Source organism: Arthrobacter sp. S39, from assembly GCF_004320525.1.
Classification (GTDB): domain Bacteria; phylum Actinomycetota; class Actinomycetes; order Actinomycetales; family Micrococcaceae; genus Arthrobacter.
Map to the genome: position 1 here is coordinate 118,355 of NZ_SIHX01000004.1, position 14,330 is coordinate 132,684.

The window sequence follows — 14,330 nt, forward strand, 5'->3', positions numbered from 1 at the left end:
GCGGGCGCTTTTCGATCCGAATGTGACCAACGGCACTGTTGCGGGCTACTAAAGCATGGAACGTGCAGCCAGCACAAGACCGACGGCGGCCGGGGCCGGGTCGTCAGCGGGACCCATAGAAAAAAGCCCCTGGAATCCTTGGATTCCAGGGGCTTTCCCTTCTGTGCGCGGAGGGGGACTTGAACCCCCACCCCCTTTCGAGGACTAGCACCTCAAGCTAGCGCGTCTGCCATTCCGCCACCCGCGCAGGTGGTAATTCGGACTGCGTTTCCGCCTTTCAGCGTTTCGCATTTCTCCGAAGCAGCGAGAAAGACTCTAACATGAATTTTCCGGGAACATGAAATCGGGCCACATGGGTAGGCTGAAGGCAAGCGAATCCGCCCCTGGTTCCCAGCAGCCGCCCACCCTCATGAGGAGTGCCCAATGACCGAAATCCGTCCCGAAGATGAAGTTGTCCGGATCTGCCAGGAGCTCATCCGGATCGACACATCGAACTACGGAGACGGCTCCGGTCCGGGGGAGCGTGCCGCTGCCGAGTACACGGCCGGCCTGATCGAAGAAGTTGGCCTGTCAGCCGAGATCTTCGAATCCGCGCCCGGCAGGGCAAACGTCGTCACCCGAATGGCCGGCGAGGACCCCGGCGCCAGCGCACTGGTGGTCCACGGTCACCTGGACGTTGTTCCCGCACTGAAGGAGCAGTGGTCGGTGGACCCCTTCGGCGCAGAACTCAAGGACGGGCTCATCTGGGGCCGCGGCGCCGTGGACATGAAGGACATGGACGCCATGATCCTGTCTGTACTTCGTGACTTCGCCAGGACAGGCCGCAAGCCGAAGCGGGACATCATTTTCGCCTTCTTCGCCGACGAGGAGGCGGGCGGCGAGTACGGGGCCCGTTACGCAGTGGACAAGAGGCCGGAACTCTTCGAAGGCGCAACGGAGGCCATCTCCGAGGTTGGCGGCTTCTCCGCAACCATCGGCGGACAGCGCACCTACCTCCTGCAGACCGCAGAAAAGGGGATCTCCTGGCTCCGCCTCGTTGCCCACGGGCGGGCCGGGCACGGTTCCCAGATCAACACCGATAACGCCATCACACGCCTGGCCGCCGCGGTGACCAGGATCGGCGAATACAAGTGGCCGATTGAGCTGACCCCCACTACACGCCAGTTCCTTGACGGCGTGACGGAACTCACGGGCGTGGAATTCGACCCGGACAACCCGGACGTCCTGCTGAACCAGCTGGGCACCGTGGCGCGCTTCGTCGGGGCGACCCTGCAGAACACCACCAACCCCACACTGTTGAAGGGCGGCTACAAGCACAACGTCATTCCGGAGTCGGCTGAGGCCCTCGTGGATTGCCGCACGCTGCCCGGACAGCAGGACCACGTCCTCGAAATTGTGCGTGAACTCGCCGGGTCTGGCGTGGACGTCAGCTACGTCCACAACGACGTCTCACTGGAGGTCCCGTTCGCAGGAAACCTCGTGGACTCCATGATCGACGCGCTGCACACCGAGGACCCGGGAGCCAAAGTACTGCCCTACACGCTCTCCGGAGGCACGGACAACAAGTCGCTGAGCCGCCTGGGCATCACCGGCTACGGCTTCGCCCCGCTCCAGCTCCCGGACGATCTGGACTTCACCGGCATGTTCCACGGTGTCGACGAGCGCGTCCCCGCCGACTCCCTCAAATTCGGCTCCCGGGTACTCAACACGCTCCTCACGAACTACTGAGCCAGCCCGGACATGACGCCCGAAGACGTACTGCCCGAGACCCTGCTGGAACGGGTCCGCGGGCGTGCATCCGCCTACGACCGCGATAACGCCTTCTTCCATGAGGACCTCGGGGAGCTCGCCGCCGCCGGTTACCTGAAACTGTTTGTTCCGGAGTCCGACGGCGGCCTGGGGCTTGGGCTCGCAGCGGCGGCACAGTGCCAGCGGCGGCTCGCAACGGCGGCGCCGGCCACCGCCCTGGCCGTGAACATGCACCTGGTCTGGACCGGCGTCGCGCAGGTGCTCGCGGCCAGGGGAGACCATTCCCTGGACTTTGTCCTGCAGGAGGCGGCAGCGGGCGAGGTCTTCGCGTTCGGGAATTCCGAGGCCGGCAACGATTCGGTGCTCTTTGATTCCCGAACTGTTGCCACCCCGCGGCCGGACGGCGGCTACAGCTTCACCGGAACGAAGATCTTCACCAGCCTCTCGCCGGCATGGACCAGGCTGGGGATCTTCGGCAAGGATCCCCAGGCGAGGGACGGCGAAGGTGAGCTCGTCCACGGGTTCATCCGGCGGGACACGCCCGGCTACAGAATCCTGGACGACTGGGACACCCTCGGAATGCGCGCCAGCCAGTCCAACACCACGGTGCTGGAGGGCGCCGAAGTCCCGGCGGACCGGATCTTCCGCAAACTGCCCGTCGGCCCCAACGCCGACCCGCTGATCTTCGCCATTTTCGCCTGCTTCGAAACACTGCTGGCCGCCGTCTACACGGGCATCGGGGAACGGGCACTGTATTTGGGTGTGGAGGCCACCAAGCGGCGGACGTCATTTAAGAACGGCGGCCGGAGTTATGCCCAGGACCCGGACATCCGCTGGAAGGTAGCCGAAGCCGCCATGGCCATGGATGGCCTCTATCCGCAGCTGGCCGCCGTGGGCCGCGACGTGGACGACCTGGTTGACCACGGACCACAATGGTTCCCCAGGCTCGTGGGATTGAAAGTCAGCGCCACGGAAACCGCGCGGCGGGTGGTGGACCTGGCCATCAGGGTAAGCGGCGGCTCAAGCTATTTCCGGGGCGCGGAACTGGAGCGGCTGTACCGTGACGTGCTGGCCGGCATGTTCCATCCATCCGACGACGAATCGGCCCACAACACGGTAGCCAACGCCTGGCTCGGCCCGCTCGATGCCTAGACGGTCCGCTGGACCTGCATCACCCGCCGGCGGAGCCAGAACCGCCGGCCACCGCCCACGTACAGCTTGCTGCGCTCCAGTTCCCACTTGCCGTATTCGGAATGTTCCACAAGGCGCCGCCGGGCATCAGGCAGGGAATCGTCGGGACTGAGCGTCAGTACGAGGTACTCGTACTGCCTCAGATAGTCCCGTTCCCGCTGGACCGAGCTGGTGAGAAATTGTTCCTTCATTGCTCTCCATTTTCGTCCTTTTCCGGCTAACGTGAAGTCATGAGCATCGATCCGCGTGTCGCGCTTCAGTCCTTGACTTCCTCCTTGGAAGAACACCTTATAGCAGCGTCCAACCGCCGCGGTGATGGGGACCCCGCCGTAGAGGCGGCTTTTTTTGCCGTCGCGGATGCGTTCGAAGTCTATGAGGACGCCCTCTATGAGGCCTACAGCGAAGTGACACCGCTTCAGGTCTTTGACGACGAAGAGGACGAAGACGAAGACAGCGATGTGGACGACGAAGAGGACCTGGAGATCCTCGAGGACTAGGTCCCTGACGTACGGCTCCAGTCAGCCCTGGGCGGGCTCGGACACGTCCTCGAGGGCCCGCGAAATTTCCGGGGGCAGCGGGACAAGCTGCGCATCCAGGATTTCCTTGAGCTGGACAGGTGTCCGGGGGCCCACAACGGCCGAGGCCACACCATGCTGTGACAGCACCCAGCTGAGGGAGACGTCCAGCGGCGTGCGCCCCAGCCCTTTGGCAGCCATCGCGACCGCCTCCACCACGCGGGACCCCTGCTGGCCCAGGTACGGCTCCACATAGGGGGCCAGGGCAGGATTTGCTGCCCGCGAATCGCCCGGGATGCCTCCCCGGTACTTGCCGGTCAGCGCTCCGCGCCCCAGCGGCGCCCAGGCCAGCAGACCCAGCCCGGCATCTTCGACGGCGGGAATGAGTTCCCCCTCGGGTTTGCGCAGGAGCAGGGAATATTCGGCCTGGGCGGCAACCAGGGGGAAGCCGGCGATGGCGGCAGCTTTGGCGGTCTGCCAGCCGTTGAAGTTTGAGACGCCGGCGTAGCGTGCCCGGCCACTCCGCAAGGCGAACTCCAGGGCGGACAGTGTTTCGTCCAGGGGGACGTTGGGGTCCCAGGCCTGGGCGAACCAGATATCGACGTAGTCAGTGCCCAGCCGCGCGAGGCTTGCGTCGAGCCCGGACAGCATTGCGTTACGCGACGTGTCGACGGTCCGCCGGCCATCCGGCGTCGAAATTCCGGCTTTGGTGGAAATGGAGACTTCGGTGCGGGAAACGACGTCCCCCAGCAGGGTGCCGATCAGGGCCTCCGACCTGCCGTCGGCGTAGGACGCCGCCGTGTCGATGTGCCTGCCGCCCGCATCCACGAACGTCCGGAGCAATTCATTGGCGTCCTGTTCGTCGGTTTCGCCGGCCCATGACATGGTGCCGAGGGAGAGGGCCGAGACTCGCAATCCACTGTTGCCGACGTAACGCTGCTGCATAGCAGCAAGCTTACGGGGAATCGGCAGGGTCCATGACGTAGGGTCTTACCGTGAACTGGTTTGAGGCGGCCCTGCTGGGCCTAGTGCAGGGACTGACCGAATTTCTACCGATTTCATCAAGTGCGCATCTGCGGATAGTGGGGCAATTCCTGCCCAATGCATCCGACCCGGGCGCAGCATTCACCGCCATCACACAGCTGGGCACAGAGACCGCTGTGCTCGTCTTCTTCTGGCACGACATCGTCCGGATCGTCAAAGCCTGGTTTGGCTCGCTGTCGGGCAAGGTCTCCCGGCAGGACCCCGACGCGCGGATGGGCTGGCTCGTGATTCTCGGCAGCCTGCCAATCATTGTGCTGGGCCTGCTGTTCCAGGACCAGATCGAATCGGTCCTGCGGAGCCTGTGGATTGTTGCCACCACTTTGATCGTCTTTGGCCTGGTGCTCGCCGTGGCCGACGCGGTGGGCAAGCAGGAACGGGACCTGACCCGGCTGACCTATAAGCACGGCATCTTTTACGGCCTGGCACAGGCCATGGCACTGATCCCGGGCGTATCCCGCTCCGGAGGCACCATCACCGCCGGCCTGCTGATGGGTTACACCCGTGAAGCCGCCGCCCGCTATTCCTTCCTCCTGGCCATTCCCGCTGTCTTTGGCAGTGGCCTGTACCAGCTCTACAAAACCGTTTCCAAGGAAGGCATCACCGGCCCCTACGGACTGCCCGAGACGGCCATGGCCACGGTCATCGCGTTCGTTGTGGGCTACGTCATTATTGGCTGGTTCCTGAAGTTCGTCTCGACCCGCAGTTACCGGCTCTTTGTCTGGTACCGGATCCTCCTGGGCCTGGCCCTGTATCTGCTGCTCGGTTTCAATGTGATCAGCGCCTGACAGTAGGCTTGGCCTGTGAAATCCTGGATATCCCGCCCTGTTCCCGCCCTGCCCGGCAGCATGCCCGCCGTCCGGCTTTTTGATACCGCCCACGGCAGGGAAGTTGAGCTGCAGGGCGACGGCGACCAGTCACTGTATGTCTGCGGCATTACGCCCTACGACGCCACGCACATGGGGCACGCCGCCAGCTACGTTGCGTTTGACCTGTTGAACAGGGCGTGGCGCGACGCAGGCAAGCGTGTGGCCTACGTCCAGAACGTCACCGACGTCGACGACCCACTGCTCGAACGCGCCACGGCTACCGGCGTGGACTGGCGGGACCTCGCAGCCAGCCAGATCGAGCTGTTCCAGACGGACATGGTGGCCCTGAACGTCCTCGCACCGGACCATTACGTCGGCGCAGTGGAATCCGTGCCGCTGATCGTCCCCGCCATTGAGCGGCTCCTGCACAACGGCCTCGCCTACCGCGTGCCAGGCGGCGCAGGGGAACCCGACGGCGACGTCTACTACGACGTCGAAGCCGCCGGAAAACAGTCCTCCGCCGCCGATGCCTGGACCCTGGGCGACATCTCAGGCCTGGCAGAAACCGACATGCTGGAACTTTTTGCCGAACGGGGCGGCGACCCCGGGCGTGCGGGCAAGCGGCAGGCGCTGGACCCGCTCCTGTGGCGCGTGGCCAGGGAGGGCGAGCCCAGCTGGCCCGGGGGAGAACTCGGCGACGGACGTCCCGGCTGGCACATCGAATGTACCGTCATCGCCCAGGAATACCTTCCCGCCCCCTTCACGGTCCAGGGCGGCGGCTCGGACCTGATCTTCCCGCACCATGAGATGGGCGCCGGCCACGCATACTCCCTGGCCGGGGTCCCGCTGGCCCACCACTACGCACATGCGGGCATGGTTGGCCTGGACGGCGAAAAGATGAGCAAGTCCAAGGGCAACCTGGTCCTCGTCTCACGTCTCCGGGCTGCAGGGGAGGAGCCCGCCGCCATCAGGCTGGCGATCCTGGCCCACCACTACCGGTCAGACTGGTCATGGACCGGCGCAGGATTCGCCGAGGCCAAAGACCGGCTCGCAGCCTGGCGCGGCGCACTTGCCGTAGCACCTGAAGGCTCCGCTGCAGGCCTGATCACGGAAATGCGGGCCGCCCTGGCAACGGACCTCGACGCGCCAGCAGCGCTGGGAGCAGTCGACCGCTGGGCCGCAGAAGCCACCTCCGCCGCGGCAGCGGGCAGCCCCCAGGACCGCACCCTGGTCACTGACGCAGTGGACGCCCTGCTCGGCGTCGTACTTTAGCCACACGTTAAAACGAAGTACCTGCCCGGTTTCGGCTGGCTCAACCACCGCTGGTTTGAGCCGTCGAAACGGGGCAGGCACTTTCAGCTGTCTTACTGTTTGTCTTTGCCCCGGCGTTTCAGGTAACGCTCAAACTCGCGGGCGATGGACTCGCCGCTGGCCTCGGGGAGGTCCGCGGTGTCCTTGGCCTCTTCGAGCTGGCGGACGTAGGCGGCGATCTCAGGGTCCTCAGTGGCCAGCTCGTCCACACCGCGTTCCCAGGCGTCAGCTTCTTCGGCCAGTTCATGGGTGTCCAGCGGGACCTGAAGCAATTCCTCGATCCGGTGCAGGAGAGCCAACTGCGCCTTCGGTGACGGCGCCTGGGCCACGTAATGCGGCACAGCGGCCCACAAGGAAACGGTCGGAATCCCGGCCAGCAGCGAGACTTCGGAGAGGACCCCCACAATGCCTACCGGCCCCTCGTACTGGGAGGCCTCCAGGTTCAGCCGTTCGCGCAGGGGTGCGTCGTCCGAGGACGTGCTGACAGGGATGGGGCGGCTGTGGGGCACATCCGCCAGCAGGGCACCAACGAGCACCACGTAGTCCACGTTCAGGGCTTCCGCGTGAACCAGCAGCTCGGCTGTGTAGGCACGCCACTTGTAGGACGGCTCGGTGCCCTGGACAAAAATGACGTCCACGTTGGATTCGGGCGCGCTGGCTTTATAGATTCTGGTGGCCGGCCACTTGATCTTGCGTTCGCCGGCAGCGTTGCGCCGTACCGTTGGCCGTGTGAACTGGAAATCGTAATACTCGTCCGCGTCGATGGACGCGACCTTCTTGCCGCTCCAGAGCTTGTTGAGGTAGCGCAGCGAATCGCTGGCCGCTTCCCCCGCGTCATTCCAGCCTTCAAAGGCGGCCAGCATTACGGTGATGCGTTCACCCTCAGCCACTGGCTGCAGGAACCGCTCCGGCCCGGCCTCGGCACCCGGTTCGGTGGTGTCTCCGTCGAAGCTATTCATCCCATCACCCTACGTCCAAGAACCTGCGTCTTGCATTGAATGAAGCGCCGGAAAATCCGTGGGAGCGCCCGAATCCCGGCCGCGGGATGTCCGGTATTCGCCAAGGGCGTAGCCCACAGCCTGCGCCCAGCCGCGCACCGTAGACTGAACACATGCGATCCCCAGCCACAATTTCCCCCCTCAAAGCAGTCCTTTGGGACATGGATGGCACCATTGTGGACACCGAGCCCTACTGGATCGCGGCCGAACATGCGCTGGTTGAAGCCCACGGCGGGACCTGGTCGCACGAGCAGGCCATGCAACTTGTCGGACAATCGCTGACCTACTCCGCCGGCATCCTCCAAAATGCCGGCGTGGACCTGGAAGCCAGGGAAATCATCGACACCCTCACGGCGGAAGTCATCCGTGGGGTGCAGCGCAGCGTGCCCTGGCGTCCGGGCGCACGCGAACTGCTGGACGAGCTCCACCAGGCAGGTGTCCGGTGCGCCCTCGTCACCATGTCCGAAGGCCCGCTTGCCCGTGAAATCGTGGCGAGTCTCCCCAAGCCGTATTTCGAGTTTGTCGTCACAGGGGACACCGTCGCCCAGGGAAAGCCGCACCCTGAGGCCTACCTGACCGCCGTGGAACTGCTCCAGGGCTCGGACCCCGCCCTGACCATCGACCACTGCGTCGCCCTTGAAGACTCCGCACCCGGCATCGCCGCGGCGGTTGCCTCTGGCGTGTCCACTGTGGCCATTCCCCACATTGTGCCCATCCCCGATGATCCCCGCCACGCCACCTGGGACTCGCTGGCCGGCCGCACGGTATCCGAACTCGTTGCCATCGCGGCGGACCGGCACGGTACCGCCGGCACTGGGAGTCGGCCCGACGCAACCCTGGGGAGTCCCGCAGATGGGTGAAAAGGCCACACCAGCCCGCCGCGAGGGAATCCCGCTCGGCAGGATCGCCGGAATACCCGTCATCCTTGCCTACTCCTGGTTCCTCATCGCTGCCTTCACCGTGGTTGCCTACGGGCCAGTGCTCCAGCAACGGAATCCGGCGCTCGGGGCCACCGCCTACACGGTGGCGTTCGCGTACGCCCTCCTGCTCCTCATTTCGGTGCTGGTCCACGAGCTGGCCCATGCCCTCACAGCCAAGATCTACGGCTGGCCTACGCAGAAAATCGTGCTGAACCTCTGGGGCGGCCACACGCAGTTCGAGAACTTCACCGCCACTCCCGGCCGCTCCGTCCTCGTGGCGCTGGCCGGGCCCGCTGCCAACTTCGCACTGGCCGGGGGCGCCTGGCTGGTGCTTTCGGCCGCCAACCTGGGCACCGTGGCGGAGCTCCTCACTAACATCTTTATGTGGGCCAATTTCGTCATCGGCGTCTTCAACGTTCTTCCGGGTCTTCCCCTGGACGGCGGGCGTGTGGTCGAATCCGCCGTTTGGAAGGCCACCGGCAGCCAGGCCAAGGGCACCGTAGCGGCCGGCTGGGCGGGCCGGATCATCGTCGTCGCCCTCGGTTTCTGGTTCATTGCCCGGCCCCTGCTGGCTGGCGAATCGCCGGAATTCAGCACACTCATGATCACCATCCTCGTCGCGGGATTCCTGTGGATGGGAGCATCCGCGTCCATCCAGCAAGGCACCATGCGCGGACGGCTGCATCTCGTCAACGCATCCGCGCTGTCGCGGCCCGCCGTCGGAATTCCCGCCACCGCCACCGTGGCGGACATCCAGCGGCTGGCGCCGGCCGGAATTCCGGCCGTTGTGGTGTGCGGTCCGGACGGGCGCCCGCAGGGCGTGGTGGACGCCTCCGCCGTCGCCGCAGTTCCGCCCCATGCCGCCGGCTCGACGCCTGCGACCGCGGTGTCCTATGCCCTTGGCGCAGGCGCCTACGTACCCGAATGGTCCAAAGGCCAGGAGCTCATCCAGTACCTGGGCCAGCTGGAAGGCCAGGAATATGCCGTGGTTGACCACCACGGCGCCGTGACCGGCCTGCTGGCACAGGATGTGGTGGTCGCGGCCATCACCGGCAAGAGTGTCCGCCCCAATAGGTATCCGCAGGGCCAGAACCGGTAGAGTTACCTGCCGGTCGCGTTTAACTGCCACACGGCTTCCGTTGGCAAAGCCGGACAGGACGGCCCCACCAAGTGCGCAGCCCCACAGTTGTACAAGAGCGAGGAAAATTCATGAGCAGCGAATCTGCCGCCCCCGAAGCCCCAGCAGCACCCCAGGCCGGTGTTGCCGCCAACGGAACCCAGCCGGTAGGGGCTGCACGGCGCCGCGGGCCCTTCCGTGAAGGCGAACGCGTCCAGTTGACCGATGAGCGCGGCCGCATGAACACGGTCACGCTTGAAGTGGGCGGCGCCTTCCACACCCACCGCGGGTTCCTCAACCACGACGAGATCATTGGCAAAGTGGACGGCTCCGTTGTCGCAAACAATGTCGGCCAGCAGTACCAGACGCTGCGTCCGCTGCTCTCGGACTTTGTCCTCTCCATGCCGCGCGGCGCCGCTGTTGTCTACCCCAAAGACGCCGGCCAGATTGTCACCATGGCGGACATTTTCCCCGGCGCCAGGGTAGTTGAAGCCGGCGTTGGCTCCGGTGCCCTGTCCATCTCCCTGCTGCGCGCAGTAGGCGACAACGGCTACCTGCACTCCTTCGAACGGCGCGAAGAATTCGCCGACATCGCCCGCGGCAACGTGGAGACCATCTTCGGCGGGCCGCACCCTGCCTGGAAGATTTCCCTGGGTGACTTCCAGGAGGAAGTTGTCCGCAGCGAGGCCCCGGGGTCCGTTGACCGCGTGGTACTGGACATGCTCGCCCCGTGGGAGTGCCTCGATGCCGTCGCAACGGTGCTGGCTCCCGGCGGCGTCTGGATCAACTACGTGGCCACAGTCACCCAGCTCTCCCGCACTGCCGAAGCCATCCGCGCCGACGGCCGGTTCACCGAGCCGGACGCGTGGGAGTCCATGGTCCGCGGCTGGCATCTTGAAGGCCTCGCGGTCCGCCCCGACCACCGGATGGTTGCACACACCGGATTCCTGCTCGTCACCCGGCGCCTGGCCGACGGCGTGACCGGGATTTCGGTCAAGCGGCGCCCGTCGAAGACCGACTTCGACGAAGCGGACGTCAATGCCTGGACCCCCGGGGCGGTAGGGGAGCGGCTGGTTTCGGACAAGAAGCTCCGCCGTGCCGCGCGCGACGCGATCGCCGGAACCAACGTCAAGGATGACCCGGAGATCACGAACTAGTCCAGATTTTGGGAGTCTTCAGCTGTACCCGCCAACTTGGGGCTAAGGTCTAAAGAGAAGCGCAGGAAGGGGCTGATGCATCATGGAGACTCCGAACCAGGACTCCGGACGTACACCGGCAGAGCAGTCTGCTGTTAATGATCTGTCTGTAGCTGACAGGCAGGTCAACATCCTCCGGGACAAGCTCAGGCACATTGACCGCCAACTGGCGGCCGCAACACAAAACAATGGCAAGCTGGTCACCATGCTGGAAGCCGCGAAAGCGGAGATCCTGCGGCTCAAGAACGCCCTGGACCAGGAAGGGCAGCCACCGTACAGCTTCGGCACCATTCTCCAGCTCAACCCGAAGCGCCAGCCGTCCGCCGGCAACAGCGGCCAGGCTGCCACTGAGGAATCGGCGGATATCTTCAACGCCGGGCGGAAGATGAGGGTGGGCATCAGCCCCCTGGTCAACATCAACCAGCTCGCCGTCGGCCAGGAAGTCCTCCTCAACGAGGCCCTGCTGGTTGTTGCCGGCCTGGGCTATGAACGCGCCGGCGAGCTGGCCACCCTGAAGGAGATGCTGGGCACGGACCGTGCCCTCGTCGTCGGACGTGCCGACGAGGAACGGGTCATCCGGCTTTCCGGGGCCCTGCTGGGCGAAAAGCTCCGGGTGGGGGATGCGCTGTCCATTGATTCGCGGACAGGCTACGCGCTGGAGAAAGTCCCCCGATCCGAGGTGGAGAACCTGGTCCTGGAGGAAGTTCCGGACATCACGTATGAGGACATCGGCGGCCTGGGCCCCCAGATAGAACAGATCCGCGACGCCGTCGAGCTGCCGTTCCTGCACCCGGACCTCTACCGCGAGCACGGGCTGAAGGCACCGAAGGGCATCCTGCTCTACGGTCCGCCGGGCTGCGGCAAGACCCTCATCGCCAAAGCCGTCGCCAACTCGCTGGCCGCCCGGGCGGCTGAACGATCCGGCAACGTGGACCTGAAGAGCTACTTCCTCAACATCAAGGGCCCCGAACTGCTGGACAAGTACGTCGGCGAAACGGAACGGCATATCCGGCTGATCTTCTCCCGCGCCCGCGAAAAGGCCTCCGACGGCAGCCCCGTGGTGGTGTTCTTCGACGAAATGGACTCCCTGTTCCGCACCCGCGGCACCGGCATTTCCTCCGACGTCGAAACCACCATCGTTCCCCAACTGCTGAGCGAGATCGACGGCGTGGAGCGGCTGGACAACGTCATCGTGATCGGTGCGTCCAACCGCGAGGACATGATCGACCCCGCGATCCTCCGGCCGGGCCGCCTGGACGTGAAGGTCAAGATCCAGCGGCCGGATGCCGAAGCCGCGGCGGACATCTTCAACAAGTACATCACCACGGACCTGCCCTTCCACGAGTCCGACCTCGCCGAATACGACGGCGATGTCCAGGCCACCGTGGACGCCATGGTCCAGCGCACCGTGGAAGCCATGTACTCCACGGACAAATCCAACGAGTACCTGGAAGTCACCTACGCCAACGGCGACACCGAGATGCTCTACTTCAAGGACTTCAACTCCGGCGCCGTGGTCCAGAACGTGGTGGACCGGGCAAAGAAGTACGCCATCAAGGACCTCCTGACACTGCACCAGAAGGGCCTGCGGATCGAGCACCTGCTCCGCGCCGTGGTGGACGAATTCCGGGAGCACGAGGACATGCCGAACACCACCAACCCGGATGACTGGGCGCGCATTTCCGGCAAGAAGGGCGAGCGGATCACCTACATCCGGACCATCGTCCAGGGCAAGGCCGGGCAGGAACCCGGGAAGTCCATCGAAACGATGCCCAGCACAGGGCAGTACCTGTGACGGCTGCGCCGGAACCCGCCGTCGGAGGACCCCTCCCCGTCGGCGGGGCCATGCGCGTGATGGGCGCGGAAACGGAATACGGGATCCACGCTCCGTCTGCCCCCTCGGCCAACGCCACCATGATGTCCGCCCGCGTGGTGCAGGCATATGCGCAGGTAACGCGACAGCGTGCGGCCGGTGGTGCCGAAACGCGCTGGGACTATACGGACGAAGAGCCGCTGCACGACGCACGAGGCTGGACGCTCGACCGGGCCTCGGCGCACCCCAGCCAGCTCACGGACCAGCCGCCCGTCCTCGACGCCGAAGCGGTGGCCCTTGCCTACGGCCGCGAGGAACTGGAACTGGACGGCCAGGACGAGTCCGGCACGCTGCTGATGAACATGGTGCTCGGTAACGGTGCCCGCCTCTACGTGGACCACGCCCACCCGGAGTACTCAAGCCCCGAGGTGACCAACCCGCGGGACGCCGTGACTTGGGACGCCGCCGGTGACCTGGTGGCCCTGGCCACGGTCCGGCGGCTCGGCATGGACCCCGAACTTCCGGCGATCAACCTGTACAAAAACAACACGGACAACAAATCCGTGTCCTACGGCTCGCACGAGAACTACCTCATGCCGCGCTCCGTCCCGTTCGGCGACATCGTGCGGGGACTGACACCGTTCTTCGTCACCCGGCAGATCCTCTGCGGGGCGGGCAGGGTGGGCATGGGCCAGGACAGTTCCACCCCGGGGTACCAGATCAGCCAGCGGGCGGACTTTTTTGAAGCCGAGGTTGGCCTGGAAACCACCATCCGGCGGCCGATCATCAACACCCGCGATGAACCGCATGCCACGGCGGACAAGTACCGCCGGCTGCACGTCATCATCGGAGACGCCAACCTGAGCCAGGCATCGAACTTCCTCAAGTTCGGCACCACGGCCATGGTCCTCAGCCTCATCGAGGCGGGCCTCGCCCCGAAGCTGGAGGTGCATGAACCGGTCGCCGCCCTGCAGGCCATTAGTCACGACACGTCCCTGACCGCCAAAATCCGGCTGCTGGACGGGCGGCGGGTGACAGCGCTGGACCTGCAGTGGATTTACCACGAAGCAGCAGCCAAGCTCGCCCAGGACACCGGCGTTTCCGACGCCATCGACGGCGACGGACACACTCATGAGGTCCTGGAGCGCTGGGCCACCACCCTGACCCAGCTCGACAGCGACCGTCCGGCCGCGGCGTCCTCAGTCGAATGGCTCGCCAAGCTCTCCATCCTCGAGGGGTACCGGGAACGGGACGGACTTGCCTGGGACGATGCCCGGCTGGGCCTCGTTGACCTCCAGTGGGCGGACATCCGGCCTGAGAAGGGCCTCTACTACCGGCTGCTCGCTCGGAACCGGATGCAACGGATTGTCGACGACGGCGACATCGCCGCGGCGGTTACGGAACCGCCGTCGGACACCAGGGCCTACTTCCGTGGCCGCTGCGTCAGCAGCTTCGGCAAGGACGTTGTCGGCGCCAGCTGGGATTCGGTGATCTTCGACGTTCCGGGCTACGGCCGGCTCCAGCGGGTCCCCACCCGTGAGCCGCTGAGGGGCACCAGGGCGCTGACAGGCGGCCTGTTTGCCCGGCACCGGGAGGCCGGTCCTTTCCTGGCCGAACTGCTGGGACAGAACACCAGTCCGCCGCGGGCGTAAACCGCCCCGCCGGCCGCA

At 65.4% G+C, this 14,330-nt stretch carries 13 protein-coding genes and 1 tRNA gene; 10 read left to right on the top strand and 4 right to left on the bottom strand.

The window, feature by feature from the left end; all coding sequences use genetic code 11:
- Positions 1-164 precede the first annotated feature (164 nt).
- A tRNA-Leu gene (locus tag EYS21_RS09610) sits at positions 165-247 on the bottom strand.
- A 176-nt stretch (positions 248-423) separates the two neighbouring features.
- On the opposite strand from EYS21_RS09610, the gene EYS21_RS09615 reads away from it, so the two are divergent.
- Positions 424-1,728 carry a M20/M25/M40 family metallo-hydrolase gene (locus EYS21_RS09615; RefSeq protein ID WP_131132987.1) on the top strand — a complete coding sequence of 435 codons (1,305 nt, stop codon included), beginning with the start codon at positions 424-426 and terminating at the stop codon, positions 1,726-1,728.
- 12 nt (positions 1,729-1,740) lie between these two features.
- On the top strand, positions 1,741-2,901 hold the full coding sequence (locus tag EYS21_RS09620; protein ID WP_131132988.1) for an acyl-CoA dehydrogenase family protein: 1,161 nt from the start codon (positions 1,741-1,743) through the stop codon (positions 2,899-2,901).
- Here EYS21_RS09620 and EYS21_RS09625 read toward each other — a convergent pair.
- A complete protein-coding gene (locus EYS21_RS09625) occupies positions 2,898-3,131 on the bottom strand; it encodes a DUF5703 family protein (protein WP_131132989.1) in 234 nt (77 codons plus the stop codon). The genes EYS21_RS09620 and EYS21_RS09625 overlap by 4 nt on opposite strands.
- 39 nt (positions 3,132-3,170) lie before the next feature.
- Between EYS21_RS09625 and EYS21_RS09630 the strand changes: the two genes are divergently transcribed.
- Positions 3,171-3,437, top strand: a complete 267-nt coding sequence (locus EYS21_RS09630) for a hypothetical protein (protein ID WP_131132990.1) — start codon at positions 3,171-3,173, stop codon at positions 3,435-3,437.
- Between the two features lie 21 nt (positions 3,438-3,458).
- On the opposite strand, the gene EYS21_RS09635 is transcribed toward EYS21_RS09630, so the two are convergent.
- Positions 3,459-4,400 (bottom strand): aldo/keto reductase, encoded by a 942-nt coding sequence (locus EYS21_RS09635; RefSeq protein WP_131132991.1) that lies wholly within the window; start codon positions 4,398-4,400, stop codon positions 3,459-3,461.
- Positions 4,401-4,450: 50 nt separating this feature from the next.
- Between EYS21_RS09635 and EYS21_RS09640 the strand changes: the two genes are divergently transcribed.
- Together EYS21_RS09640 and mshC are read left to right on the top strand one after the other, a co-directional pair.
- A complete protein-coding gene (locus EYS21_RS09640) occupies positions 4,451-5,284 on the top strand; it encodes an undecaprenyl-diphosphate phosphatase (protein ID WP_131132992.1) in 834 nt (277 codons plus the stop codon).
- Between the two features lie 15 nt (positions 5,285-5,299).
- Positions 5,300-6,577 carry a cysteine--1-D-myo-inosityl 2-amino-2-deoxy-alpha-D-glucopyranoside ligase gene (gene mshC, locus EYS21_RS09645; protein ID WP_131132993.1) on the top strand — a complete coding sequence of 426 codons (1,278 nt, stop codon included), beginning with the start codon at positions 5,300-5,302 and terminating at the stop codon, positions 6,575-6,577.
- A 92-nt stretch (positions 6,578-6,669) separates the two neighbouring features.
- On the opposite strand, the gene EYS21_RS09650 is transcribed toward mshC, so the two are convergent.
- A complete protein-coding gene (locus EYS21_RS09650) occupies positions 6,670-7,575 on the bottom strand; it encodes a PAC2 family protein (RefSeq protein WP_131132994.1) in 906 nt (301 codons plus the stop codon).
- Positions 7,576-7,727: 152 nt separating this feature from the next.
- Here EYS21_RS09650 and EYS21_RS09655 point away from each other — a divergent pair, with 152 nt between their 5' ends.
- The 5 genes from EYS21_RS09655 to dop all read left to right on the top strand — a co-directional run bounded on the left by EYS21_RS09655 (position 7,728) and on the right by dop (position 14,312).
- Entirely contained in the window at positions 7,728-8,474 is a 747-nt protein-coding gene (locus EYS21_RS09655; protein WP_131132995.1) for an HAD family phosphatase, read from the top strand.
- The gene (locus EYS21_RS09660; RefSeq protein WP_131132996.1) at positions 8,467-9,633 is read left to right on the top strand and encodes a site-2 protease family protein; all 1,167 of its coding nucleotides are present in this window, start codon (positions 8,467-8,469) and stop codon (positions 9,631-9,633) included. Before EYS21_RS09655 ends, EYS21_RS09660 begins: the two co-directional genes overlap by 8 nt.
- A gap of 110 nt (positions 9,634-9,743) precedes the next feature.
- Positions 9,744-10,808, top strand: a complete 1,065-nt coding sequence (locus EYS21_RS09665; RefSeq protein ID WP_131132997.1) for a tRNA (adenine-N1)-methyltransferase — start codon at positions 9,744-9,746, stop codon at positions 10,806-10,808.
- An 82-nt stretch (positions 10,809-10,890) separates the two neighbouring features.
- Positions 10,891-12,642 (top strand): proteasome ATPase, encoded by a 1,752-nt coding sequence (arc, locus tag EYS21_RS09670; RefSeq protein WP_131132998.1) that lies wholly within the window; start codon positions 10,891-10,893, stop codon positions 12,640-12,642.
- 50 nt (positions 12,643-12,692) lie between these two features.
- Positions 12,693-14,312 carry a depupylase/deamidase Dop gene (gene dop, locus EYS21_RS09675; RefSeq protein WP_207307746.1) on the top strand — a complete coding sequence of 540 codons (1,620 nt, stop codon included), beginning with the start codon at positions 12,693-12,695 and terminating at the stop codon, positions 14,310-14,312.
- Positions 14,313-14,330 lie beyond the last annotated feature (18 nt).

What these genes read in the sequence shown, in the direction of transcription:
- EYS21_RS09665 (WP_131132997.1), top strand. Translation starts at nt 9,744, where the DNA reads ATGAGCAGCGAATCTGCCGCCCCCGAAGCCCCAGCAGCACCCCAGGCC.
- EYS21_RS09625 (WP_131132989.1), bottom strand. Translation starts at nt 3,131, where the DNA reads ATGAAGGAACAATTTCTCACCAGCTCGGTCCAGCGGGAACGGGACTAT.
- EYS21_RS09615 (WP_131132987.1), top strand. Translation starts at nt 424, where the DNA reads ATGACCGAAATCCGTCCCGAAGATGAAGTTGTCCGGATCTGCCAGGAG.
- EYS21_RS09630 (WP_131132990.1), top strand. Translation starts at nt 3,171, where the DNA reads ATGAGCATCGATCCGCGTGTCGCGCTTCAGTCCTTGACTTCCTCCTTG.
- EYS21_RS09620 (WP_131132988.1), top strand. Translation starts at nt 1,741, where the DNA reads ATGACGCCCGAAGACGTACTGCCCGAGACCCTGCTGGAACGGGTCCGC.
- dop (WP_207307746.1), top strand. Translation starts at nt 12,693, where the DNA reads ATGCGCGTGATGGGCGCGGAAACGGAATACGGGATCCACGCTCCGTCT.
- EYS21_RS09660 (WP_131132996.1), top strand. Translation starts at nt 8,467, where the DNA reads ATGGGTGAAAAGGCCACACCAGCCCGCCGCGAGGGAATCCCGCTCGGC.
- arc (WP_131132998.1), top strand. Translation starts at nt 10,891, where the DNA reads ATGGAGACTCCGAACCAGGACTCCGGACGTACACCGGCAGAGCAGTCT.
- EYS21_RS09650 (WP_131132994.1), bottom strand. Translation starts at nt 7,575, where the DNA reads ATGAATAGCTTCGACGGAGACACCACCGAACCGGGTGCCGAGGCCGGG.
- EYS21_RS09655 (WP_131132995.1), top strand. Translation starts at nt 7,728, where the DNA reads ATGCGATCCCCAGCCACAATTTCCCCCCTCAAAGCAGTCCTTTGGGAC.
- EYS21_RS09635 (WP_131132991.1), bottom strand. Translation starts at nt 4,400, where the DNA reads ATGCAGCAGCGTTACGTCGGCAACAGTGGATTGCGAGTCTCGGCCCTC.